Origin of the sequence: Pseudomonas flexibilis (genome assembly GCF_000806415.1) — a bacterium.
Classification (GTDB): Bacteria; Pseudomonadota; Gammaproteobacteria; order Pseudomonadales; family Pseudomonadaceae; genus Serpens; species Serpens flexibilis.
Map to the genome: position 1 here is coordinate 40655 of NZ_JTAK01000002.1, position 24552 is coordinate 65206.

At 67.2% G+C, this 24552-nt stretch carries 24 protein-coding genes; 9 read left to right on the forward strand and 15 right to left on the reverse strand.

The genetic code is table 11. The features are described 5' to 3' along the window. Positions 1-6: 6 nt before the first annotated feature. Entirely contained in the window at positions 7-966 is a 960-nt protein-coding gene (locus tag PT85_RS03945; protein WP_052237604.1) for a polysaccharide deacetylase family protein, read from the reverse strand. A gap of 210 nt (positions 967-1176) precedes the next feature. Continuing rightward, complete coding sequence (locus PT85_RS03950) at positions 1177-2367, reverse strand: YfaP family protein (protein WP_039606013.1); 1191 nt, start codon at positions 2365-2367, stop codon at positions 1177-1179. A gap of 257 nt (positions 2368-2624) precedes the next feature. Between PT85_RS03950 and PT85_RS03955 the strand changes: the two genes are divergently transcribed. Next, a complete protein-coding gene (locus PT85_RS03955; protein ID WP_065365780.1) occupies positions 2625-7121 on the forward strand; it encodes a DEAD/DEAH box helicase in 4497 nt (1498 codons plus the stop codon). Here PT85_RS03955 and PT85_RS03960 read toward each other — a convergent pair. Then, positions 7090-7596 (reverse strand): hypothetical protein, encoded by a 507-nt coding sequence (locus tag PT85_RS03960; RefSeq protein WP_039606014.1) that lies wholly within the window; start codon positions 7594-7596, stop codon positions 7090-7092. The two genes, PT85_RS03955 and PT85_RS03960, sit on opposite strands and share 32 nt — an antisense overlap. A 178-nt stretch (positions 7597-7774) precedes the next feature. Beyond that, positions 7775-8485, reverse strand: a complete 711-nt coding sequence (locus tag PT85_RS03965; RefSeq protein ID WP_039606015.1) for an RNA pseudouridine synthase — start codon at positions 8483-8485, stop codon at positions 7775-7777. Between the two features lie 104 nt (positions 8486-8589). Here PT85_RS03965 and PT85_RS03970 point away from each other — a divergent pair, with 104 nt between their 5' ends. Together PT85_RS03970 and PT85_RS03975 are read left to right on the forward strand one after the other, a co-directional pair. Further along, complete coding sequence (locus PT85_RS03970) at positions 8590-9180, forward strand: response regulator transcription factor (protein WP_027588798.1); 591 nt, start codon at positions 8590-8592, stop codon at positions 9178-9180. Positions 9181-9278: 98 nt separating this feature from the next. Then, the gene (locus tag PT85_RS03975) at positions 9279-9794 is read left to right on the forward strand and encodes a hypothetical protein (protein ID WP_027588799.1); all 516 of its coding nucleotides are present in this window, start codon (positions 9279-9281) and stop codon (positions 9792-9794) included. A gap of 53 nt (positions 9795-9847) precedes the next feature. Here PT85_RS03975 and PT85_RS03980 read toward each other — a convergent pair whose 3' ends face one another. Next, entirely contained in the window at positions 9848-10288 is a 441-nt protein-coding gene (locus tag PT85_RS03980; protein WP_027588800.1) for a YhcB family protein, read from the reverse strand. 205 nt (positions 10289-10493) lie between these two features. On the opposite strand from PT85_RS03980, the gene PT85_RS03985 reads away from it, so the two are divergent. The 6 genes from PT85_RS03985 to PT85_RS04010 all read left to right on the forward strand — a co-directional run bounded on the left by PT85_RS03985 (position 10494) and on the right by PT85_RS04010 (position 16455). Continuing rightward, positions 10494-11123, forward strand: a complete 630-nt coding sequence (locus PT85_RS03985) for an alpha/beta hydrolase (protein ID WP_039606016.1) — start codon at positions 10494-10496, stop codon at positions 11121-11123. A 32-nt stretch (positions 11124-11155) separates the two neighbouring features. Continuing rightward, positions 11156-12520 carry a tryptophan--tRNA ligase gene (locus PT85_RS03990; RefSeq protein WP_039606017.1) on the forward strand — a complete coding sequence of 455 codons (1365 nt, stop codon included), beginning with the start codon at positions 11156-11158 and terminating at the stop codon, positions 12518-12520. Positions 12521-12747: 227 nt separating this feature from the next. Further along, positions 12748-13842: a cell division protein ZapE gene (gene zapE / locus PT85_RS03995; protein ID WP_027588803.1), complete on the forward strand. Its 1095-nt coding sequence runs from the start codon at positions 12748-12750 to the stop codon at positions 13840-13842. Between the two features lie 151 nt (positions 13843-13993). After that, a complete protein-coding gene (locus PT85_RS04000) occupies positions 13994-14185 on the forward strand; it encodes a CsbD family protein (RefSeq protein WP_027588804.1) in 192 nt (63 codons plus the stop codon). 265 nt (positions 14186-14450) lie between these two features. Next, complete coding sequence (locus tag PT85_RS04005; RefSeq protein ID WP_039606018.1) at positions 14451-16076, forward strand: methyl-accepting chemotaxis protein; 1626 nt, start codon at positions 14451-14453, stop codon at positions 16074-16076. Between the two features lie 118 nt (positions 16077-16194). Next, positions 16195-16455 carry a hypothetical protein gene (locus PT85_RS04010; RefSeq protein WP_027588806.1) on the forward strand — a complete coding sequence of 87 codons (261 nt, stop codon included), beginning with the start codon at positions 16195-16197 and terminating at the stop codon, positions 16453-16455. 36 nt (positions 16456-16491) lie between these two features. Here the strand turns inward: PT85_RS04010 and PT85_RS04015 are convergent, their stop codons facing one another. The 10 genes from PT85_RS04015 to napF all read right to left on the reverse strand — a co-directional run bounded on the left by PT85_RS04015 (position 16492) and on the right by napF (position 24511). Next, complete coding sequence (locus PT85_RS04015; protein ID WP_027588807.1) at positions 16492-16932, reverse strand: DUF3597 domain-containing protein; 441 nt, start codon at positions 16930-16932, stop codon at positions 16492-16494. 94 nt (positions 16933-17026) lie between these two features. Then, positions 17027-17395, reverse strand: a complete 369-nt coding sequence (locus PT85_RS04020; protein ID WP_039606019.1) for a SpoIIAA family protein — start codon at positions 17393-17395, stop codon at positions 17027-17029. An 87-nt stretch (positions 17396-17482) separates the two neighbouring features. Beyond that, complete coding sequence (locus PT85_RS04025; RefSeq protein ID WP_027588809.1) at positions 17483-18109, reverse strand: hypothetical protein; 627 nt, start codon at positions 18107-18109, stop codon at positions 17483-17485. A 317-nt stretch (positions 18110-18426) separates the two neighbouring features. After that, a complete protein-coding gene (locus PT85_RS04030; RefSeq protein WP_407681079.1) occupies positions 18427-19035 on the reverse strand; it encodes a NapC/NirT family cytochrome c in 609 nt (202 codons plus the stop codon). Positions 19036-19053: 18 nt separating this feature from the next. Then, a complete protein-coding gene (locus PT85_RS04035; protein WP_039606020.1) occupies positions 19054-19494 on the reverse strand; it encodes a nitrate reductase cytochrome c-type subunit in 441 nt (146 codons plus the stop codon). Then, complete coding sequence (gene napH / locus PT85_RS04040) at positions 19491-20399, reverse strand: quinol dehydrogenase ferredoxin subunit NapH (RefSeq protein WP_039606021.1); 909 nt, start codon at positions 20397-20399, stop codon at positions 19491-19493. Before napH ends, PT85_RS04035 begins: the two co-directional genes overlap by 4 nt. Beyond that, on the reverse strand, positions 20396-21160 hold the full coding sequence (napG, locus tag PT85_RS04045; protein ID WP_039606022.1) for a ferredoxin-type protein NapG: 765 nt from the start codon (positions 21158-21160) through the stop codon (positions 20396-20398). Before napG ends, napH begins: the two co-directional genes overlap by 4 nt. Before the next feature lie 44 nt (positions 21161-21204). After that, positions 21205-23736 (reverse strand): nitrate reductase catalytic subunit NapA, encoded by a 2532-nt coding sequence (gene napA / locus PT85_RS04050; protein WP_039606023.1) that lies wholly within the window; start codon positions 23734-23736, stop codon positions 21205-21207. Beyond that, on the reverse strand, positions 23727-24026 hold the full coding sequence (locus PT85_RS04055) for a chaperone NapD (protein WP_052237605.1): 300 nt from the start codon (positions 24024-24026) through the stop codon (positions 23727-23729). The genes napA and PT85_RS04055 overlap by 10 nt, the downstream gene beginning before the upstream one ends. Further along, positions 24023-24511 carry a ferredoxin-type protein NapF gene (napF, locus tag PT85_RS04060; RefSeq protein WP_037008303.1) on the reverse strand — a complete coding sequence of 163 codons (489 nt, stop codon included), beginning with the start codon at positions 24509-24511 and terminating at the stop codon, positions 24023-24025. Before napF ends, PT85_RS04055 begins: the two co-directional genes overlap by 4 nt. Positions 24512-24552 lie beyond the last annotated feature (41 nt).

A 24552-nucleotide genomic window follows, 5' to 3' on the forward strand; every position in this document is an offset into this window, starting at 1 on the left:
CAGCGCTCAGTGCCGGGCCGCCAGCTCGCGGCAATCCGGCCAGGATACGGCGTCGCCGAGTGCGGCGAATACCCCGGGCAGGGCAGCGCTTGCCTTGCCATGCACGTCATGAAACAGCAGCACGCCACGGCGTTTTATCAGCATCAGCCCCAGCATGCGCTGGCCGATGGCCTCGGCGTCGAGCGCGCGCTGCCAGTCCTGGGAATCGAGGTTCCACAGCGCCACTTGGATGCCCTGGGCCGTGAAAAAGGTGCCGCTGTCCGCCGTGCGCTGGCCATACGGCGGGCGGAACAGCGGCAGGAGCGTGGAATCTGGCAGCGTGCTGTGCAGCAGCGCGCGGCTGGTGAGGACCGAGTCCTGCCAGCCGTCCCAGCGGGCGTGCGAGCGATGCTCCCAGCCATGGGAGGCCACGCACTGGCCGGCATACAGGCGATCCAGCGCCTCGCCGCCGTCTCTGCTCAGACGCGCTTGCAAGTTCTCGCCGAGCACGAAGAAGGTCGCGTTGCGGCCGTGCCGCGCCAGCATGGCTCGCGTGGCTTCAGTGTGGGCGCCGGGCCCGTCATCGAAGGTCAGGAAGAACTGGCGGTCGTCCAGTTCGTCGCCGGACCACTCGTGGCGGCCGAAGGTGGCGATTTCGCTGCTGACCGTGGGGAACAGCGCGGCGAGGCGCATCTGTTCCGTCAGGTAGGCCTGGCTGAACGCCGTCAACTGGCTATGCCAGGTGGCCAGCCCGCCGCCGAGCCCGGCCAGCGCGTTCTGCGCCGCCTCTCCGAGCGTGGCGAAGTCGTCGAGCGGGCCGACGCAGCTCCAGTCGCCGGCCCGGCAGTCGGCGCTGGCCAACTGGTAGTTGCGCCAGGCGCGCGCCCGCTCCGCTTCCAGCCACTGATCGAGCGAGGCCTGATTCAGGCGCTTGATGCGCAGGTGCGCCAGCAGCTGGGCCTCGTCGCGTGGGGGCAGGCCGTGCATCGTGCTGGCGTAGACCAGCAGGGCGGCGCGCGAGGCGCGGTCGAAGCCGGCCGGCGTGTCCAGTGGCTCGACCCAGGTGCGCAGGTCGAGCGTGGCGACGTCGGCCGGGCCGGCCGCATGGGCGGCGCTGCCGGCCCAGGCCAGTCCAGCCAGCAGGGCGATGGCCAGGCCGAGGGGCCAGGCCGAGGGGCCAGGCCGCGCGCCGCGCCATCAGCGCGCGCCGTTCTGCAGCATGCGCTCGATGGCCCGGTCATAGACCGCATTGGCCTTCTGGTCGCGGGCGTAGCGGTACTCGCGCAGCGCGTCGGACCATTGCCCGGCAGTCTCGTAGATGCGGCCGTTGTTGTAGTGCGAGCTGGCGCGCACGGTGGGCGCCGAGGCGCCGCTGGCCAGGGCGATGGCCTTGCGGTTGGCCCACAGGGCCTCGGCCACGCGGTTGGCCTTCTGGAAGGCCAGGCCCAGGTTGCTGTAGGCCTGGCCGTAATTGGCATCCTCGTCGATGGCTGCCCGGTAGAGACGGATCGCTTCGTCGTACTGGCCAGCGTGGTAGGCCTGCTCGCCCTGGCGATTCAGCCCTTTGGCGCGCTGCAGCCGGTCGGCGCCGTAGTCGGTGCGCTGGCTGACCAGGGTGCCCACCACATTGCCGAACTCCGAGGTGCTCAGCCGCTCCAGGCTGGAGACGTTCTTGAGGGTATTGAAATCCTCGATGTCGCCCGACTCGGTGACCGCAAACACGGTCCACAGGTTGCCCACCTGGTTGCGCGGTACGTAGTAGGTCTTGATCAGCGTTTGGCCGACATAGACGAACACCTTGGCGTTGCTCTCGGACAGCCGGTTGCTGTTCATCCGCGCGCGGTCGCTGAAGTTGTGCACCGCATAGACGTAGCGCGAGCCGTCGTGCTTGCGCTCGATGGTGATGGTCTCCGGGCCGTAGCTGGTGGTGTCGTCGACATCCAGCAGGGCATCGCGGCCGCGCATGTTGCTGAAATAGACGTGGTTGCCGGGGAACAGCAGGTGGGAATCCAGGTCTTCGGGATAGCGGCCCCAGTTGAGGACGATGCGCATGCCGTCGAGGTTTTGCATCACCGGGCTGATCGCGTAGGTCATGCCGTCACAGGGGCACTTGACCACCAGGTCGGAATAGCCGGGCTTCTTGACGATCAGCAGGCTGTCGCTGGCGTCGAACGCCGGGTTCAGGGTGGCCTCGCCGCGGGCGTTGGTCACTGCCGTCACCGACTGCTCGCCGTTCTTCTGCAGGATCAGCGAGGCGCCTTCGATTTTCTGGTCGCGGATGGTGGCGCTGAGGATCTGGATGTCCAGCGGCGCCGCCTGGGCGACGGGGGCGAAACAGGCCAGCAGAAGGGCAAGCGGGCTCAGATACTTCACTAGCGTTGTGTACATCGGTTTTCTCTGGGAATTTCGTTGGGATCGGTAGGCGCACACGCGTCGGACGTGATCGAGACCCGCGGCCCTCTAACTCAAGCGTTTCAAGCTCGCGGCATAGTGCCGTCGTGGGCCTTCGGGCGAAATGCCCCGTGTCAACGCCTTGCTGCATGAAAATGCTCCTGCCGGGCGCTCCGTTGGCTTTGAAGGTCTCTTCGTTGGCTCGCCGACCGCCAACGCTTGAGTGCTTTCCCTGCCCGTTCCATAGTGCCGGCATGAACCGCGCCGCCGACCATGACCCGCTGGCCGCCTTCCACCCCGCCGTGCAGGGCTGGTTCCGGCGCGCCTTCGCCGCGCCGACCCCGGCGCAGACCGCGGCCTGGCCGAGCATTCGCGCCGGGCGTTCTACCCTGGTGGCGGCGCCCACCGGCTCGGGCAAGACGCTTACCGCCTTCCTTGCCGCGCTGGACGACCTTCTGCGCCAGGGCCTGGCCGGGTCGCTGGGCGAGACCACCCAGGTGGTGTATGTCTCGCCGCTCAAGGCGCTGTCCAACGACATCCATCTCAACCTGGAGCTGCCGCTGGCCGGCATCGCCGAGGAACTGCAGCGCCTGGGCCTGCCGCCGGTAGAGATCCGCACGGCGGTGCGCACCGGCGACACGCCGCAGGCCGAGCGCGCGGCGCTGCGCAAGCGCGCGCCGCACATCCTGGTGACCACGCCCGAATCGCTGTATGTGCTGCTCGGCTCGCCTTCCGGACGGGCCATGCTCGCCGGCGCGCGCAGCGTGATCGTCGACGAAATCCACGCGGTGGCCGGTAACAAGCGCGGCAGCCATCTGGCCTTGAGCCTGGAGCGCCTGCAGGCGCTGTGCGCCTGGCCGCTGGTGCGCATCGGCCTGTCCGCCACGCAGAAGCCGCTGTCGGCGGTGGCGCGCTTTCTCACCGGCGGGCAGGATTGCACGGTCGTCGACATCGGCCACCAGCGTGCCCTGGACCTGGCCCTGGAAGTACCGCCTGTGCCGCTCGAGGCGGTGATGAGCAACGAGGCCTGGGAACTGGTCTACGACCGGCTGGCCGAGCTGGTCCGCGAGCGGCGCACCACGCTGGTGTTCGTCAACACCCGGCGGCTGGCCGAGCGGGTGGCCCGGCACCTGTCCGAGCGCCTCGGCGAGGCGGCGGTGGCTGCCCACCACGGCAGTCTCGCCAAGGAGCAGCGCCTGCAGGCCGAGCGGCGGCTGAAGGCGGGCGAGCTGCGCGTGCTGGTGGCCACCGCCTCGCTGGAGCTGGGCATCGACATCGGCGACGTGGAGCGGGTCTGCCAGATCGGCTCGCCGCGTTCCATCGGCGCCTTCCTGCAGCGCATCGGTCGCGCCGGTCACCAGGTCGGCGGGGTTTCGAGCGGACGGATCTTTCCCACCTCCCGGGACGAGCTGATCGAATGTGCCGCGCTACTCGATGCCGTGCGGCGTGGCGAGCTGGATCAACTGCATATCCCGCGCGCGCCGCTGGACGTGCTGGCCCAGCAGATCGTCGCCGAGGTGGCCTGCCAGGAATGGCGCGAGGACGCGCTGCTGGCGCTGATCCGCCGCGCCGAACCCTATGCCGACCTGGATGAAGCGCACTATCAGGCGCTGCTGCGCATGCTTGCCGAGGGCTATACGCGCCGGCACGGCGCGCACCGCGCCTACCTGCACCGTGACGCGGTGACCGGCACCCTGCGCGGCCGGCGCGGCGCGCAACTGACCGCGCTGACCAGCGGCGGCACCATTCCCGAGACTGCCGATTACGCGGTGCTGCTCGAACCCCAGGCGCTGAACATCGGCACGGTGAACGAGGACTTCGCGGTGGAAAGCCTGGCCGGCGATGTGTTCCAGCTCGGCAACCAGTCCTACCGCATCCTGCGCATCGAACCCGGGAGGGTGCGCGTGGAGGACGCCCATGGCCAGCCACCGAACATTCCCTTCTGGCTCGGCGAGGCGCCGGGGCGCAGCGACGCGCTGTCCGCCGCCGTGGGGCGCTTGCGCGGGGAGGTGGAGCGGCGGCTGATCCCCAATGCCCTCGGCGGGGCGCCCCCGGTGGACAAGGAAAACGTTGTCCACCCTACGCAGGGTGTGCAGCCCGGTAGGGCGGTCAAAAACGCAGCGTTGGCCGCCGCAGGCGTTGGTGGGGCGCCATTGGTGGAGAGGTGCGCACCCGACCGCCTGGAGCCGGCCATCGCCTGGCTCACCGACGAGCTCGGCCTGCCGCTGGCCGCCGCCGAGCAGATCGTCGACTACCTGGCCCGAGCCCGGGCCGCGCTGGGTGCGCTGCCCACGCAGCACTGCCTGGTGATGGAGCGCTTCTTCGACGAATCCGGCGGCACGCAACTGATCATCCATGCGCCGTTCGGCAGCCGCATCAACCGCGCCTGGGGGCTGGCGCTGCGCAAGCGCTTCTGCCGCACCTTCAACTTCGAGCTGCAGGCGGCGGCCACCGAGGACGCCATCATCCTCTCGCTGTCCACCAGCCACAGCTTTCCCCTCGACGAGGTATGGCGCTACCTGCGTGCGGCCAGTGCCGAGCAGGTGCTGATCCAGGCGCTGCTCGACGCGCCGCTGTTCGGCGTGCGCTGGCGCTGGGTGGCCGGGGTTGCCCTGGCGCTGCCGCGCATGAGTGGCGGGCGCAAGGTGGCGCCGCAGATTCAGCGCATGCGCAGCGAAGATCTGCTGGCCACGGTATTCCCCGATCAGGTGGCCTGCCTGGAAAACATCGTCGGCGAGCGCGAGATTCCCGATCATCCGCTGGTGGCGCAGACCCTGGAGGACTGCCTGCACGAAGCTATGGACAGCGAAGGCTGGCTGGCCCTACTGCGCCGCATGGAGGCCGGCGAGGTGCGTCTGCTGCAGCGCGACCTGCCGGAGCCCTCGCCCCTGGCCGCCGAGGTGCTCAGCGCGCGGCCCTACGCCTTTCTCGACGACGCGCCGCTGGAGGAGCGGCGCACGCAGGCGGTGCTGGCGCGGCGCTGGAGCGACCCGCAGTCCACCGACGACTTGGGCCAGCTGGATGCCGAGGCCATCCTCGCCGTGGCCGAGGAAGCTTGGCCCCAGGCGCGCACCGCCGACGAGTTGCACGAGGCGCTGATGGCCCTGGCCTGCCTGACCGATGCGGAAAGCCGCAGCGATCCGCAGTGGCCGGCGCTGCTGGAGGCGCTGGCCGCCAGCGGGCGGGCGACGCGCATGAGCGTTGCGGTAGGTGAAGGCCTGTGGCTGCCGCTGGAGCGCCTGGCGCAGTTTCGCGTGCTGTATCCCAACGCCGAATACGCGCCGAGGCTGACGATTCCCGCCGCGTTCGCAGAAGTCGGCGATGAGGACGCCGTGCGGGTGGATGTGGTGCGCGCGCGCCTGTCGGGCGCTGGCCCGCTGCCGTTGCCGCGCATCGCCCGCGCCCTTGCGCAGCCGGCCAGTGCGGTGGCGCAGGCGCTGGCCGCGCTGGAGCGCGAGGGCTATGTGCTGCGTGGGCGCTTCACCCCTGGCAGCCGCGAGGAAGAGTGGTGCGAGCGGCACCTGCTGGCGCGCATCCATCGCTACACGGTCAAGCGTCTGCGCCGGGAGATCGAGCCGGTGGAGCGCCGCGATTTCCTGCGCTTCCTGTTCGACTGGCAACGGCTTACCCCGGCGACCCGTGGCGAAGGGGCGGACGCCGTGGCGGCCGTGCTCGAGCAGCTGGAGGGCTATCAGGCGGCGGCCGCCGCCTGGGAAGGCGAGCTGCTGCCGGCGCGCCTCAAACGCTACGACAGCGCCTGGCTGGATGCGCTGTGCCGCTCCGGTCGGATGGTCTGGGCTCGCCTGGCCGGGCGGCAGACGGCCGGCGCCGGGCCGGTGCGCGGCACGCCGATCGTGCTGTTGCCGCGGCGCCGGCTGGCGCTGTGGATGTCCCTGGCCGGCACTGCCGAGGCGCAGCCGTCGCCGCGCGCCCGGCGGGTGCTGGACGTGCTGGAACGCCAGGGTGCGCTGTTCTTCGACGAGCTGCTGCAGGACGCCCATCTGCTGCGTAGCGAGCTGGAGGATGCCTTGGGCGAGCTGGTCGCCCTGGGCCTGCTGAATGCCGACGGCTTCGCCGGCCTGCGCGCGCTGCTGACGCCGGTCGGCAAGCGCCCGACCCGCACGGGACGGCGGGCGCGCGGCGGTGCTCTGATGGGCGGCATGGCCGATGCGGGGCGCTGGGCCTTGCTGCGTCGCCCGGCTGAGGAAGGCGCTGCTGCAAGGGCTGGCAGGCGCCAGCCCTTGGCCGGGGGAGAGGGTGAGCCCGACCCCCTGGAACACATCGCCCGCGTGCTGCTGCGCCGCTACGGTGTGGTGTTCTGGCGCCTGCTGGAGCGCGAGGCCGACTGGCTGCCGCCGTGGCGGGAGCTGCTACGCGTCTATCACCGCCTGGAGGCGCGCGGGGAAATCCGTGGCGGGCGTTTCGTCACCGGCATCAGTGGCGAACAGTTCGCCCTGCCCGAGGCGGTCGGCCTGTTGCGCGAGGTGCGCCGCCGGCCGGCGGCCGGTGAGCTGATCCGCGTCAGTGGCAGCGACCCGCTGAACCTGGCCGGCACCCTGCTGCCTGGCGAGAAAGTGCCGGCGCTGCCGGGCAACCGCCTGCTGTATCGCGACGGTGTGCCGGTGGCGACGCGGATTGCCGGCAAGGTCGAGTTCCGCGATGTGCCGGACGAAGGCGAGCGGGAGCGCTTGGGTCAGGCGCTGGTACGTGATGAATGGCTCACTGGCCGCGCACGTGGGCCGGCGGGTTGACCAGCTGATCGACCACCATCAGCGCGCGGGGGAACGAGGGGTAGCCACCCTTGGCCACGTCCAGCCCGGCATAAGCCTCCCGGTAGCGCAGGGCATGGGCGCGGTCGGCCTGCGGCGCCAGGAAGGGCTCGTTGTAGATCTTGTAGAGCAGCGCCAGTGCGTGCGGATGGCGGCGTTCGGCGGAGCGTTCGAGCAATGGCAGGATGCGCTCCAGCGCCGCGCGCTGGCGGATCAGCGACACTGCCTGGTAGAGCGCCACTTCGCCACGGGGGTCCTGGTCGGCGATGCGCGCCAGCAGGGCATCGGCCAGTTCCAGGCTGCTCTGTGGGCCTGAGGTGACCAGCAGGCGGGCCTGCATCAGGTCGTTTTCCTGCAGCAGGCGCTGGGCGTGGCTGTCGAGCACGAGCGGCTCGCAGGGCTTGGCGGCACAGCCGCCCAGCGCCAGGGCGGCGCCAAGGAGAATCCATCGGGTCATGTACGGGTCCGTCGTCCGCAGGGTGGGCACCCTGCTTGGTGATAGTCGAGGAACCGGATCAGTGTGGATCGGCGCTGGCTGATTTGCGAAGCAGCGCACGGATTGGCGCGCGTGACGGGCGCGCCGTCGCCGGTGCGTGGTGGCCAAAAAAGGGCGTTGACCACCCGACGCCGAAAGCCTAGAAACGCTCGTTCGGCTTCAGGTAGCGCCATTGCCCCTGCGGCAGCTTGGCCATGCTCACGGTGCCCAGGCGGATGCGCCGCAGGCTGACCAACTGCAGACCCACCAGTCTGCACAATGTGCGGATGTCGCCCGGCTGGGGCGCCTTCAGGGCCAGGCGCAGGTGGGTTTCGTTCTGCCAGCTGGCCTTGCACACCGGCAGGGTGCGTTCGCCCTGGCGGATGCCGCGCTTGAGCTTGTCCAGGCCGCCATCGACGAGCGTGCCCTTGACCTCGGCAACGTATTCCTCTTCCAGCGGCTTGTGGCGGTTGGTCAGGTGACGGGTCACGCCCCAGCTCTGGGTGAACACCAGCAGGCCGCTGGCCTCGCGCTCCAGCAGACCGACCGGCTGCTGGCGTACCAGATGCTTGTGCACGGCGCGCAGAGTAGGGTCATCCTCGGCCCAGCGATTCTCGCGGGTCAGCAGCGCCAGGGCCTGCTCCACGCTGCAGCCGGCCGGCTTGTGCAGCAGCAGGGTGGCCGGCGGCACATCCTCGGCCTCGGCGCCGGGCAGCAGCACGATGGGCTCGTCGGTCACCTTGAACTGCGGCTGTTCCACCACCTCGCCAGCGACGGTGACCCAGCCGCCTTCGATGTACAGCTCGGCTTCGCGACGCGAGCAGCCGAGCAGTTCAACGAGGCGTTTGGACAGACGGACGGGTTCGGACATGGCAGTGGGCTCCTGAAGGGGCTGCGATTGTAGCCCCAGGTCAATAAACAGGCGGGGGTATTTGACGATAGAATGCGCGCCTCAATTGCCCGAAGGGCTGTTCGATGTCCTGCGTCTATCTGATCGACGACGACGAACTCATCCTCGACCTGCATGCCGAGCTGTTAGGCGCAGCCGGCCTGAAGGTTCGCCGTTTCTCGTCCTCGCGCGCCTTCCTGTCGTCCTATGTGGCGGCGGGCGACTGCGAGTGCATTCTCTCCGACCTGCGCATGCCCGAACTGGGCGGGCTGGAACTGCAGGCCGAGCTGCTGGCGCGCGGTGTCGAAACGCCGTTGATCTTCATCACCGGGCACGCCGACGTGGCCACCGCCGTGGAAGCCATGCGCCGGGGGGCCTTCGACTATGTGGAAAAGCCCGTGGACGGCCGGCAGTTGCTGGCGCGGGTGCGTGCCGCGCTGGCGCGCTGCGCCGAGCTGCATCAGGCCGGCCAGGCCCGACGCGCGCGCGAGCAGCGGTTGGGCTTGCTCACCGCGCAGGAGCGGCGCATCGCCGAGTGGGTGGTGCAGGGCAAATCCAGTCGGGAAATCTCCGAGCTGGCGTCGATCAGCGTACGGACGGTGGAAAATCACCGGGCCCGCATCATGGACAAATTGCAGGTGAGTTCGGTGGTGGAGATGGTGCGCATGCTGTTGTAGACCGCTTCGGTGGTCGCGGACAGGGAACTGTTGATGCCCCGGTGGGTCGTTTTTCATGAGCGAACGCTCCATGTGTGTTCCCATGAAGAGGCTTACCCATGAAAAGATTTATGAGCTTGTCCGTATTGGCCGCCGCGCTGTTGCCGGTTGCCGTTCTGGCCGCGCCGACGGCGGGAACCCAGGAAATCACGCTCAGTGGCGCCGGCAGCAGCGACAAGGATTTCGATTCCACTCTGCTGAACGTCCAGGGCAGTTGGGGGCAATACCTGAATGATTCCTCCCTGTGGGGGATCCGCCAGTTCGTCGGTATCTTCGATACCGAGGGAGAAAGCACCAAGTTCCAGGGTGCGACCCGGGTGTTCTACGACTACCACTTCGGCACCGGCAACACTCGGCCGTTCATTGGCGCCAGCCTTGGCGGCATTTATGGCGACAATGTCGACGACACCTTCATGGCCGGCCCGGAAATCGGCCTCAAACACTGGGTCAACGACAGTACCTTCATCACCGGTATGGTCGAGTACCAGTTCCTGTTCGACAGCGGCAGCGAGGCCGAAGATACCTACGATGACGGCACGCTCTTCTACAGCCTGGGTTTGGGCTACAACTTCTGAACCCTGCCCTGAAACGAAAACCGGAACCCTAGGGTTCCGGTTTCTTTTGGGGCTCAGGGATGTTTGAGCCCGTAGTGTTCGTCCAGGGTGCCTGGTGCGCCGGCCGGCTTGGGGGCGTAGTCCTTGGGCGCCTGGGAGTCGAGCAGGTCGGATTCCGGAGCCTGCAGACGCTCGCGCTTCTGCTGGTCGTGCAGGGCTGACAACAGACGTTGGCGTGTCACTTCGTCCAGCGCCAGGCGATCGATGCCCTCGGTGAGGTGTTCCTGCACATCCTGGTAGCTCTGGGTGAGCTTGCGCACCAGGGCGGCCGTGGTATTGAAATGAGTGACCACTTCACTCTGGTAGGTTTCAAAACGCTCCTGCAGTTCGTCGAGCTGACTCTGGGTGCGGCTCGGCGCGGCACCAGGTGCCAGGCGGGAAATCAGAAAACCGATGACGACCCCGACAAGCAGGGCAATGGCCGGCACCAACCAGACCATGAGCGACTGTTCCACGAGTCCTTCCTCTATCTGCGGGTTTGTTTTACGTTAGCGACCCCAGTCTGCCCCCGAATGCCGCACCGTACAATGCTACGAAACGCCGGGATTTACTGGTGGCGCGGCCGTCTGTCCGGCGGCGCGCCGTTCTCCGGTGGTGCGTGCACCGCCCGGACCTGAACCAAGACGAGTCGACCCCCAACCGGGTCACGGAGTTCCTGCCTTGCTCACCCGCGAAACCCCTCTGCAGCTCGACGGCCCCAGCGGCGCGCTCGAAGCCCTCTACCTGCCAGTGCCCGACGCGCGCGGCCTGGCGCTGATCTGTCATCCCAACCCGGTCAAGGGCGGCACCATGCTCAACAAGGTGGTCTCCACCCTGCAGCGCACCGCCCGCGACGCCGGCTACAGCACCTTGCGCTTCAACTACCGGGGCGTGGGCGCCAGCGCCGGCAGCCACGACATGCACATGGGCGAGGTGGATGATGCCGAGGCGGCCTGCGACTGGCTGCACGCCCAGCATCCCGAGCTGCCGCTGAGCCTACTCGGTTTCTCCTTCGGCGGCTTCGTCGCCGCCGCGCTGGGCGGGCGTCTGGAGGCGCGTGGTCAGCAGCTGGAGCACATCTTCATGGTCGCCCCGGCGGTGATGCGCCTGGACGAGAACGTGCCGTTGCCGCAGACCGGCACGCTGACCCTGATCCAGCCCGAGGACGACGAGGTGGTGCCGCCCGAAGCGGTCTACGCCTGGTCCGAAGCCCTGGCGCGTCCCCATGAGCTGCTGAAAGTGGCAGAATGCGGCCACTTCTTCCATGGCAGGCTGACCGACCTCAAAGAGCTGGTCAGCGAGCGCCTCTGAGCCGCCTGCCACACGTTCGACGGATTTGACACATGACCACGCGCATCCTTACCGGCATCACCACCACCGGCACCCCGCACCTGGGCAACTACGCCGGCGCTATCCGCCCGGCCATCGTCGCCAGCCGCGCCGCTGATGCGGACTCCTTCTACTTCCTGGCCGACTACCACGCGCTGATCAAGTGCGACGACCCGGCGCGCATTCAGCGCTCGCGTCTGGAAATCGCCGCCACCTGGCTGGCCTGCGGTCTGGATACCAACAAGGCGACCTTCTATCGCCAGTCGGACATCCCCGAGATTCCCGAGCTGACCTGGCTGCTCACCTGCGTGGCCGGCAAGGGCCTGCTCAACCGTGCCCACGCCTACAAGGCGGCGGTGGACAAGAACGTCGAGGTCGGTGAAGACCCGGATGCCGGTGTGACCATGGGCCTGTTCAGCTACCCGGTGCTGATGGCCGCCGACATTCTGATGTTCAATGCCCACAAGGTGCCGGTCGGCCGTGACCAGATCCAGCACGTGGAAATGGCCCGTGACATCGGCCAGCGCTTCAACCATCTGTTCGGCCAGGGCCGCGAGCTGTTCACCCTGCCCGAGGCGGTCATCGAGGAAGAGGTGGCGACCCTGCCGGGCCTGGACGGTCGCAAGATGTCCAAGAGCTACGACAACACCATCCCGCTGTTCGGCAGCGCCAAGCAGCTCAAGGACGCCATCGCCCGCATCGTTACCGACTCGAAGCTGCCGGGCGAGCCCAAGGACCCGGACAACGCCCACCTGTTCACCCTCTACCAGGCTTTTGCCAGCGCCGAACAGCAGGCCGCCTTCCGTGCCGACCTGCTGGCCGGGCTGGGCTGGGGCGAGGCCAAGCAGCGCCTGTTCGAGTTGCTCGACAACGAGCTGGGCGAAGCGCGCGAACGCTACCATGCGCTGATCGCCAAGCCGGCCGACCTGGAGGACATCCTGCTGGCCGGCGCCGCCAGGGCGCGGCGCATCGCCACTCCGTTCCTGGCCGAGCTGCGCGAGGCGGTGGGCCTGCGCTCCTTCCGCGAGCAGGTGCAGGTCGCCGGCGCCAGCAAGAAGAAGGCCGCCAAGACCGCACGCTTCGTCAGCTTCCGCGAGCCGGATGGCAGCTTCCGCTTCCGCTTCCTGGCCGCCGACGGCGAGGAATTGCTGCTGTCGCGGCCGTTCAGCGACCCGAAGAGAACCGGTCAGGTCAGCCAGCGGCTGGTCGCTCAGGGGCCGGATGCGCTGGAGCTGCGCGAGGACGAGGGCACCCAGTTCACCCTGTGGCTGGACGACGAGTGCATCGCCGACAGCCCGAGCTTCGCCGATCCCGAGGCCCTCGACGCGGCCATGCTGCGGGTGCGCGACGCCATCGCCGGGCTGGCCGCCGAAAGCTGACTTCGTTGTTGGTTCGGCGCCGAGCCGCTGGGGTGGGAGCGGACTTTTCCGCGAGCTTTGGGTATGGCCTGGAAAAGAGCTCGCGAATGAATTCGCTCCTGCGGGCACGCGCCGGTCGCCACTTTTCATGACCTGAGGAAAGAGCTGCCTTGAACGATCTGAGCAAATTGCCAAGCACCGAGGGCGCCGTTAAAGTGTCGGCCCCCTCCACCAACCCCGACGCTGCCATGACTCCACTCCAGCGCTATCAGGCCGATCTGCAACGCCCCGACTTTTTCCACGACGCCGCCCAGGAAAACGCCGTGCGTCACCTGCAGCGCCTGTACGACGACCTGGTGGCCGCACAGCAGCAATCGAGCGGCCTGCTCGGCAAGCTGTTCGGCAAGAAGGCGCAGGGCCCGATCAAGGGCATCTACTTCTGGGGTGGCGTGGGTCGCGGCAAGACTTACCTGGTGGATACCTTCTTCGACGCGCTGCCGTTCGAACAGAAGATGCGCACGCACTTCCACCGCTTCATGAAGCGCGTGCACGAGGAACTGAAGACCCTCAAGGGCGAGAAGAACCCGCTGCCGATCATCGCCAAGCGCTTCGCTGGCGAGGCCCGGGTGATCTGCTTCGACGAATTCTTCGTGTCGGACATCACCGACGCCATGATCCTCGCCACCCTGCTGGACGAGCTGTTCAAGAACGGCGTGTCGCTGGTGGCCACCTCCAACATCGTGCCGGACGGCCTGTACAAGGACGGCCTGCAGCGCGCCCGTTTCCTGCCGGCCATCGCCCTGCTCAAGCAGCACACCGAGATCGTCAACGTCGACAGCGGCATCGACTACCGTCTGCGCGCCCTGGAGCAGGCCGAGCTGTACCACTGGCCGCTGGACGCCGAGGCCGAGCTGAGCCTGGAGCGCAGCTTCAAGAGCCTGCTCACCGAGAATTGCACGGTGCGTGAAAACGAGCCGCTGATGATCGAGAACCGCATCATCCGCGCCCGCAAGGTGGCCAACGACATCGCCTGGTTCGAATTCCGCGAGCTGTGCGACGGCCCGCGCAGTCAGAACGACTACATCGAGCTGGGCAAGATCTTCGAAGCGGTGCTGGTGGCCAACGTCGAACGCATGGATGCCATGAAGGACGATATGGCGCGGCGCTTCATCAACCTGGTGGACGAGTTCTACGACCGCAACGTCAAGCTGATCCTCTCCGCCGAAGTGGAACTCAAGGACCTGTACGCCGGCGGCCGCCTGGAATTCGAATTCCAGCGCACCCTGAGCCGTCTGCTGGAAATGCAATCCCACGAGTTCCTGGCGCGCCCGCACAAGCCCTGAGTGCGTGATCGCCGCTGCAGGGCTGGCATAGAGCCAGCTCTGCAGCGATTCATGTTCCACGAGCCTCTGTCCCGCCCTTTGCCGGGTGGATGAAACCTTTCCCCGACCCGCCACTCCACTGCACTGAACCCATCAGTGAGGGAGATTTGCCATGAGCAGTGCAGGCGACAAGGCCCGCGGTATGGCCAACGAAGCGGCAGGCAAGGTCAAGCAGGGCGTCGGTGAAGCCACCGGCAACCAGGGCATGCGCCAGGAAGGCAAGATCCAGGAGCGCAAGGGCGAAGCCCAGCAGGTCAAGGGCGACGTCAAGGACACCCTGAAGAAAGGCATCGACAAGGCCTGACCTTCCCCCACCGCCCGCCGATGGGCTTTCCGGCCCATCGGCTCCCCTTCGATTCCGTTCCTTCAATCAGGCCGCAACGCGTTCGATCTTGCCGTCGCCGGCGTTCGGATAGGTGGAATGCTGGCGCCATTTTATTATCTTTTTCCTAATGAATGCCGCTCCGTTGCCGATTAGATGATCAGCGGCAGGCGGGCTCGTGGGGCCGCTGCCCACTGACAGACACGCAAAAAAAGAACAAACCTTCAGCGGAAAAGGGATTCCCCCCATGTTTCTCAGGCGATTCAAGGTTGGCCATCGGGCCATCGTCAGTTTTTCCATCGTGGCCCTGCTGGTCGTGCTGCTCGGCGTGTTCGCCAAGAGCCAGATGCAGGTGATTCGCGGCGCCACGCTCACCATGCAGGACAACACGCTGCCCAGCTATCGCGCCCTGGGCTGGATCGGCGAGCAGATGCTGCGCCTGCGCATCATGTCGTTTCGTCTCTATGTGGACCGCGAGCCCGACAAACTCAAGGCCAGTCTGATCCGCGCGGACGAGATCGCCAACGATCTCGCCAAGGCGGTGAACGATTACGAGAAGTTGGTGGTCAGCGAGGCAGAGCGCGAGCAGTTCCGCCTGGTGCGCCAGGCCATGCAGGACTACGTGAACATCCACAAGAGCCTTGTGGACGCTTCCGCCCGGGGCGAGCTGGAGCCGATGCGCGCCCTGCTGGGCGGCGACTACAACCGTCTGTCCATCGAGCTGGGTAAGCAGTTGAACCGGCTCATCGAGATCAAGGGGCAGATTGCCGGCGATTTCGCCCAGAAGGCCCATGAGCAATACGAACTGGCCGATATCGGCGTGCTGGTGTTCATGGCGCTCGCCGCGCTGCTGACCATCGTGCTGGCCAGCGTGCTGACCCGCAGCATTGTTGCGCCGCTCTCCGAAGCGGTACGCATGGCCGAAGTGGTGGCCAACGGCGACCTTACCCACGCCATTCGTGTGGAAGGCCGGGACGAGCCGGCCCAGCTGCTGGCCGCCCTGGAACGCATGCAGCAGAACCTGCGGGATACCCTGCAGCGCATCGTGGATTCCTCGAACCAGCTGTCCTCGGCCGCCGAAGAGCTGAATACCGTCACCGAGAACTCCAGCCGCGTGCTGCAACAGCAGAACCAGGAAATCGAGCAGGCGGCCACCGCGGTCAACGAGATGACCACCGCCGTGGATGAAGTGGCCCGCAACGCCACGGCTACCTCGGAAGCCTCCCAGGCCTCCGACCGCACCGCGCGGGAAGGTCGCAACCAGGTGGAGCGCACTATCGAATCCATCAACCAGATGACCCGCGAGGCCGGCAGCAGCGCCCAGGAAGTCGACAACCTGGCGGGCCAGGTGCGCAGCATCAGCACCGTGCTGGACGTGATTCGCGCCATCGCCGAACAGACCAACCTGCTGGCGCTCAACGCCGCCATCGAAGCGGCCCGGGCCGGTGAGGCGGGGCGCGGCTTTGCCGTGGTGGCCGATGAGGTACGTGCCCTGGCGCATCGTACTCAGCAGTCCACCCAGGAAATCGAGCAGATGATCCAGGCGGTGCAGCAGAGCACCGACCAGGCCATGAGCGCGATGCAGACCAGCAACCAGCGCGCGCAGAGCACGCTGGAAATCGCCCATGCCGCCGGCGAAGCGCTGCGCCAGATCACCGAGTCGATCGGCCATATCACCGAGCGCAACCTGATCATCGCCAGCGCTTCGGAAGAGCAGGCCCAGGTGGCTCGCGAGGTGGACCACAACCTGGTCAACATCCGCGACCTGGCCATGCAGACCTCCGCCGGCGCCAACCAGACCAGCGCCGCCAGTCACGAACTGGCGCGTCTGGCGGTGCGCCTGAACGAGCTGGTGACCGGCTTCCGCCTGTAAAGGGGATGAAGCGGCCAGCCCGGCGTCGGGCTGGCCGCTTTCGTCGGAACGTCTTGCAGGGGCCCGCAGGCTGGGCCAGCCTCCCTCAACACCAATGGGTATCCGCGAGGGCCTGGCCATGCAACGTCTGCATTGCACCTACCGCAACCACACCATCGTCGCCGACGTGATCGAGTACGAGGGCAGCCCGTTGCCCTGGGCGGCCGGCTGCCGCATCACCGCGCCCGACGGGCGCAGCAGTCGCCGGTTCCCGCTGCCCCACGAACGCGCCTTCCTGTCCGACCGGGACAAGGCCGAACAGGTATCCCTGGCCCACGGCAAGTGGCTGGTCGACCAGCATCTCGACCAGAGCCGCGAACTGTTCGCCTCGGCGGCCTGAACGAAAACGGGGCTGCCCTGCGCAGCCCCGTTCGGGTCACAGCAGTTCCGGGGGAATCGTGCCGCCGTGCTCGGCCAGGCGCTTCATGACCTCCTTGTGCAGCCACATGTTCATCTGCGCCGAGTCCGCCATCTTGTCCGGCGGGCAACCCAGCTCAGTGGCCAGCTCCTTGCGGGCTTCCAGGCTGCTGTTCAGGCCGAGCAGCTTGAGCAGGTCGACAATCGAGGTGCGCCAGTTCAGCTGCTCCGAATGCGTGGCGGCCATGCTCTCCAGCTTGGCGGCCACATCGACCTGGCTGACCGGTGCCGCCGTGGCGCCCGGTGCCGCTGTTGGGCTCGGCGGCACCACGCCGGAATCGACCGTGGTGCCGCCCGCGGCGGTGGTGGTCCCGGATGGCGGGGCGCCCGCCGGGCGCTCCGTGGCATGTGCGTCACGGCCGATGCCGAGTTTTTCCTTGATCAGATCGAACAGGCCCATGGGTGGATCCTCCGCTGGTGGTGGTTCTGATGCGACCGCGGATTCGGGCGGGCATTCACTGGTCGGCGGGCTGATCGATAGAGGGTGGCGCGGCTCAGGCTTCGTTGAGCCAGTCTTCGGCTTGCGGTTCCTGGTCGGTGCGAAAGGCGCGAACCTGCAGGCCGGGGATCAGCGCGCCCTCCAACTCGCTGGCGTGGCGCAGCCAGGCGGTGTCGGTCAGCACGGCGCAGCGCTCGAAGCGCTGGATCAGCCGGAACAGTTGCGGCAGGCGCGCCAGCTCGACGGCGAAGGCGCCGAGAGTGGGCAGATCGAAGGCTTCCAGGCGGTAGAGCAAACGGCCCTTGTGCAGGCCGGTGGAGGCATTGAGCAGATGGTCGAGCAACTGGGCCATGGCGTCGCTGTCGAGCTTGCCGTGGATCTCCAGGTCGACGCGGTTCTCACCGCTGCGCTTGACCGTGAACATGACGTGTTCCTCACCTGCGGGTTGCTACAGGCAGGCTAGTTCACCGTTGGCGGGCTGTCGGGCGAGGACCCGGCAGCCCGGGGCTGTTCAGCGCAAGCGCATTTCCTTGCCGCTCTTGGCACCGGCCGGGGGGGCCATCTCGGTGGGGGCGGGAATATCGATATGGCGGGTCGCCGGCAGGCGCTTGAGGCGATTCAGCACCGAGACCACCGAGTCCAGCGAGCGCAGGGTGTTGATCTCCACGTGGGGATTCTCAACCGGCCGGCGGGTATGGATCTGGTACTGGCGCCACCAGACCACGGTCTTGCCGGCCTGCGCGGGCAGGTCCAGGGTCAGGATGCGCGTCATCTCCGCATAGGGGATGAACCTATCGACGCGGGAGGCGACCTCGGCGGGCAGGTGCAGGCCGTCCTCGTCGAAGAAAGCGTCGAGCTCCGCGCGGGGTTCGACGCGCCGCTTGGCGGGCATCAGGGCCAGCACCCCTGCCAGCACCCCCAGCGCCAGGCAGGCAATGCCGGCTTCGGGCTGGCCGAGCAGAAACGCCGGCACGCTCAGCAGCAACAAGGGGAACCACAGCCATTTCCAGAAACGCTTGTAGACATTCGGCGAGTCGCTCGGGGTCGGCAGGTCCGCAGGATTGCGGGAAAAGCTGTCGATCGTCTCGGGGAAGATCTTGATGATGGTTTTCGGGACGGTGTCTGCGGGGGTCGTCATGCGTCGTTATCCTTGAATATCCGAGGCGTCGACCTTGCAAAAGGGGCCGCCATCGGTCCTGGCCCGGCATTGCCGGGGTCCGCCCACAGCCCGGACGGCGGACAAAGGGCAGCGACACGCGCGCCTGATTGATCCGTCAACGGGTAATGGCTATGTGGCAGCAAGCGAGAGTACAGGGTTGCCGAATCGGCGCAAAGACCCGCTTTTCAGAAAAAGCGCGACGTTGATGCCGCGTTGGCGGGGCGTTGCGCCACAGGGGGTTCCGGCTACGAAAGATGCTCTGAAAATGGGGCGCAGACGCGCCCCGGAACTCGGATTCAGCGGGTCGAGACGGGGTGCAGCACGTCTGCGGGCAGCGCGCCGGGAAGCGTATCGCCAAACCCCTGGTCGATGGCTGGCAGCTTGTGGGCAATGCCCTTGTGACAGTCGATACAGGTCTGACCCTCGGCGAAGCCCTTCTGGTGTGCGTTCGAGGAACGGCCGGCCTGTTCGGCATAGTCGAAATAGCTGAAGTCGTGGCAGTTGCGGCATTCCTGCGAATCGTTGCGCTTCATGCGCGCCCATTCACGCTGCGCCATGACCGCGCGCTTGGCCTCGAACTTTTCCGGGGTGTCGATGCTGCCCAGCATCTTGTGCAGCAGTTCGTTGGAGGCATAGAACTTGCGCACCATCTTCGGCCACCACTCCTTGGGCACGTGGCAGTCCGAGCAGACCGCGCGCACCCCGGTGCGGTTGTTGTAGTGAATGGTGTTGCGGTATTCCTGGTACACGTTCACTTCCATCTCGTGGCAGGAGATGCAGAACGTCTCGGTGTTGGTCCATTCCATGGCGGTGTTGAAGCCACCCCAGAAAATGATGCCCAGCACGAAGGCCAGGCCGACGGCGCTGAATACCAGCCCGATCGCCCAGGCCCACACTTTCTTGATCTTGTTCATGACGAGTCCCTACAGGCCTGGGGCCGGGCTGAATACGTTGTCCACCAGCTGCTTGGCATCGGTCTGCGGCACGTGGCACTGCAGGCAGAAGTAGCGGCGTGGGCTGACGCTCGAAAGCTCCTGGCCTTCGCGGTCGCGAAAGTGGGTCAGCGACACCTTGGTGGCGCCAGTGGCCTGAGCGCGGCTCCAGGAGTGGCAGTCCATGCACTTGTTGTAATTGAGGGTCACCTGGTAGTTGGTCACGCTATGCGGGACCAGCGGCGGCTGCTGCACGAAATCACGTGGCAGCAGGCCGCCGGCGTCACGGATCTCGCGGTAGTTCTCGGCCGGATGTTCCGCGCCGCCGACAGCGGTTTCGCGCAGGCTCTTCACGCCCTCGGCGCTGGCCGAGAACGGGAGGGCCAGCATGAGCGCAGCGATGCCCACGGCTTTCTGGATGGCAGTTTTCATGATTCGCTCCTGTTGAAACGCGTCGTCAGGCGGAACACATCCTGGCTGCACACATCGACACAACGGCCGCAGGTGGTGCAGTCGGAAGAAAGAATGAGGGGATGGTCTTGTCCGGCCGCCTTGAGGGCGGGACGGATGACCTGGGGTTCGGGGCAGACCTTGAAGCAATCCATGCAGTCGTCGCAGGCCCGGCGGCGGGGCGCCGCCACGCGCAGCAGGGCGAACTTGCCCAGCAGCCCGTAGAACGCGCCGACCGGGCAGACGTGGCCACACCAGCCACGTGCGGCAAACAGCAGGTCGTAGAGAAACACGGCGGCCACCACGCCCCAGGCCGCGCCGGCGCCGAAGATCAGCGCGCGGTGCAGCATGGAAATGGGGTTCACCCATTCCCAGGCGATGCCGCCGCTAATCAACGACACCAGCAGAGTGGCCAGCAGCAGCCAGCGCCGCAGGCTTTCCGGCGGTGTTGGCGAGGTCTTGATCTTCAGCGTGCGACGCAGCCAGCCGGCGGCGTCGGTCACCGGGTTGATCGGGCAGAACCAGGCGCAATACAGGCGCCCGCCGATCAGCCCGTAGAACAGCAGCACGATCAGCGCGCCGGTGAGCGCCGCCGTCTCCGGCAGATGCCCGGCCAGCAGGCCTTGCAGCAGCATGTAGGGATCGGTCAGCGGCAGGGTGTCGAGCGTGACGCTCGACGCCAGGTTGCCCTTGACCGGCCACCAGGCCTGTTCCAGATGGCCATTGCGGGCCAGCCACAGGCTGATCGGACCGATCAGGAACAACCCCAGGAAACCCAGCTGCGAAGCGCGGCGCAACAGCAGGAAGCGGTTGGCGCCGAGCCAGCCCTTGGTTTCCAGGGCGGCGGCGGTCGGCTTGCGCCCGGCCACGCTCCTGGGCGAACTCATGGCGCTTCTCCCGTATCGAGCCCGCGTACCGGCAACTGGATCTGGTCACCGATCAGCGAACCGCCGGCCTTGTCCTTCTCCTCCCAGCCCTTGCGGTAATGGTCGGCGGCCTTGGCCTGGGCCAGCGGGCGCGGCAGCACCTTGATGGCCGAGGCCTCGGGCAGCACACAGGCCTGCTCGCACTTGCCGCAACCGGTGCAATGCTCCGAATGCACGGTCGGCAGCAGCAGGGCGTGGCGGTCCGAACGCGGGTTGTGGTAGCGCTCCAGGGTGATGGCTTCGTCGATCACCGGGCAGACCCGGTAACAGACGTCGCAGCGCAGCCCGAGGTAGTTCAGGCATTGCTCCTGATCGATCAGCACCGCCAGGCCCATGCGCGCATCGTTGATGTCGGTGAGCGCGTGGTCGAGGGCGCCGGTCGGGCAGGCCGGCACGCAGGGAATGTCGTCACACATCTCGCAGGGCACGTCGCGCGCGGTGAAGAACGGCGTGCCGGTGGGCACGGGCTCGCCGAGCGTGGCGAGCTTGAGCGTGTCGTAGGGACAGGCGCGCACGCACAGGCCGCAGCGCACGCAGGCTGCGAGGAAGTCCTCCTCCGCCAGCGCGCCCGGCGGACGCAGCGCGGTCGGCGCCAGGGCGCGAGCCTGGTGGCCGTAGAGCCCCACGCCGAGCCCCAGCACACAGGCGCCACCGATCGCTGCGGCGGACTGCTGCAGGAAGCGGCGACGGCTGTTGGCGGGCATGTCTGGTTTGTCGGTCATGGCAGCGACTCGGGGTCCGGGGGCGCCGTGGCGCCCCGTTCACCTCAGGCCTTGAGCACCTTGACGGCGCATTTCTTGAAGTCCGTTTCCTTCGAGAGCGGGCAGGTGGCGTCCAGCAGCAGCTTGTTCACCAGCCGGCCCTCATCGAAGAACGGCATGTACACCAGGCCGCGCGGCGGCTTGTTGCGGCCACGGGTTTCGATGCTGGCCACCACCTCGCCGCGCCGCGACACGATGCGTGCCTGCATGCCGCGCTGCAGGCCACGGGCCTTGGCGTCGTCCGGGTGGATGTAGAGCACTGCCTCGGGTACCGCCTTGTGCAGCTCGGGCACGCGGCGGGTCATCGAGCCGGTGTGCCAGTGTTCCAGCACGCGGCCAGTGGACAGCCACAGGTCGAATTCCGCGTCCGGAGACTCGTGCGGCGGCTGGTAGGGCAGGGCGAAGATGTTCGCCTTGCCGTCCTTGTGGCCGTAGAAGCGCACGCCTTCGCCGGCGGGCACGTACACGTCGTAGCCTTCGCGGAAGCGCCACAGGGTTTCCTTGCCATCCACCACCGGCCAGCGCAGGCCGCGGGCGCGGTGGTAGACGTCGAAGTCCGCCAGGTCGTGGGCATGGCCGCGACCGAACTGGGCGTATTCCTCGAACAGACCCTTCTGCACGTAGAAGCCGAAGTGCTTCGACTCGTCGTTCATGTAGTCCTTGATGGCGTGTTCGTTGACGCGCTTGAGGTCCTTGAGGTCGAAGCGGGTGGTCATCTTGTTGGCGAACAGGATGTCGTACAGGGTCTTGCCCCGGTGCTCCGGCTGCTTGGCCAGCAGCTCTTCAGGCCAGACTTCCTCCACCTTGAAGCGCTTGGCGAATTCCAGGTACTGCCACAGGTCCGAGCGCGACTCGCCCGGCGCCTTGACCTGCTGGCGCCAGAACTGGGTGCGGCGCTCGGCGTTGCCGTAGGCGCCTTCCTTCTCCACCCACATGGCGGTGGGCAGGATCAGGTCGGCGGACAGCGCCGACACGGTCGGGTAGGGGTCGGACACCACCACGAAGGCTTCCGGGTTGCGCCAGCCCGGCAGGATTTCGTGGTTGATGTTCGGACCGGCCTGCATGTTGTTGGTGGTCGAGGTCCAGTAGCACTTCAGCGTGCCGTCCTTGAGTGCACGGCTCTGCGCCACGGCGTGCAGGCCGACCTTGGCCGGGATGGTGCCTTCGGGCAGGTCCCACAGCTTCTCGGTCAGCGCGCGGTGCGCCGGGTTGGTGACCACCATGTCCGCCGGCAGGCGGTGGGCGAAGGTGCCCACCTCGCGGGCGGTGCCGCACGCCGACGGCTGGCCGGTGAGCGAGAACGGCCCGTTGCCCGGCTCGGAGATCTTCCCGAGCAGCAGGTGCACGTTGTAGATCATGTTGTTCACCCAGGTGCCCCGGGTGTGCTGGTTGAAGCCCATGGTCCAGAACGAGACGACCTTCTTGTCCGGGTCGGCGTACAGCTCGGCCATGCGCTTGAGCTTGTCGGCCGGCACCTTGGACAGCTTGGCGGTGTACTCCAGGGTGTAGGGTTCGACGAACTTGGCGAACTCCTCGAAGGAGATCGGCGTGTGGGCGTTCGGGTCGCCCTTGCCGTTGTAGCCGTTCTGGGTGGCGGCCTGTTCGCGCGGGTCGTTGGCGCGCAGGCCGTAGCCGATGTCGGTGACGCCCTGGCGGAAGTTCACGTGCTTCGCCACGAACGCCTGGTTCACCTTGTCGTTCTGGATGATGTAGTTGCAGATGTAGTTGAGGATGGCCAGGTCGGTCTGCGGCTCGAAGACCATGCCGTTGTCGGCCAGCTCGAAGCTGCGGTGCTCGAAGGTGGAGAGCACGTGCACTTCGCAGGGCTTGTGGGTCAGGCGGCGGTCGGTGATGCGGCTCCAGAGCACCGGGTGCATCTCGGCCATGTTCGAGCCCCAGAGCACGAAGGCGTCGGCCTGCTCGATGTCGTCATAGCAGCCCATCGGCTCGTCGATGCCGAAGGTGCGCATGAAGCCGACCACCGCTGAGGCCATGCAGTGGCGGGCGTTGGGGTCGATGTTGTTGGTGCGCAGGCCGGCCTTGTGCAGCTTGGAGGCCGCGTAGCCTTCCCAGATGGTCCACTGGCCGGAACCGAACATGGCCACCGAGTCCGGGCCGTGCTGCTTGATGGCTGCCTTCCACTTGGCCGCCATGGTGTCCAGCGCTTCCTCCCAGCTCACCGGGGTGAACTCGCCGTCCTTGTCGTACACGCCGTTCTTCTTGCGCAGCAGCGGCGTCTGCACGCGGTCGGCGCCGTACATGATCTTGGACAGGAAGTAGCCCTTGATGCAGTTCAGGCCACGGTTGACCGGCGCATCCGGGTCGCCCTGGGTGGCCACCACCTTGTCGTTCTGCACGCCGACCAGCACCGAGCAGCCGGTGCCGCAGAAGCGGCAGGGCGCCTTGTCCCAGCGCACGGCGTTGCGCGTACCGGCCTGTTCGGCGGACAGCACCGTGGTGGGCACGGCCATCCCTGCGGTTGCGGCAGCGGCGGCGACAGCATTGGCCTTGATGAAATCGCGTCTGTTCAATGACATGGTTGGACTCCCGTTGCCGGTTGCAGGGTTGTTAGCGCCGGATCGAACGCCTCGGCGTGTTCCCCGTTGAATTCGTAAGCCAGGGTTGCGGACAGCACTTGCGGCACCTTGTGGGCCGCGATGATCGAGTCGGCGACGGAGTAGTCCACGCCGTCCTCCACCGTGACGATCATGCGTCCGGCGTCGAAATCCTCGGCGTGCACCTGCACGCCGGGAATCTGTTCAAGGCCGGCGCGGGCGGTGGGGATCTGCTCGGGCATGACCCGCAGCACCAGGCTCACGATTCTCATGCGGCCTCCTTCTTCGATTGGGTGGTGATGGCGTCGACCGGGCAGGTCGCGATGCACTGCCCGCAGCCGTTGCAGCGGTCGGTGTCCAGCTCGGGTCGGGCAATGCCGCCCAGGCGGGGCCGGAAACGGATCGCGTCGGCCTCGCAGCGTTCGGCGCACAGCCGGCACTCCACCCCCCGTTGGGTCAGGCAGGCCGGGTCGATATGAGCGCGCCAGATAAAGGGCTCGCCGGCGTCGTCGCCCAGCAGCGCACCGCGCGTGCAGGCCTGAACGCAGTCGCCGCACAGGGTGCAGCCGGTAGTGGAAAAATCGATGACGGGAAACCCGCCGCTGCCCGCCTTGAGTATCCCGGGGCCACAGGCGCGGATGCAGGCGTCACAGCGGTCGCAGCGCTCTGAGAACAGCGACTCGGCCACGGCCCAGGGCGGTCGCGCGCCGGGTACGGAAAGACCGGCGGAAAAGAAACGACGCTTCGATGCGTCCATACGGCTAATCCTCGTTGTTAATGTGGATTAAGCCGTTTGTC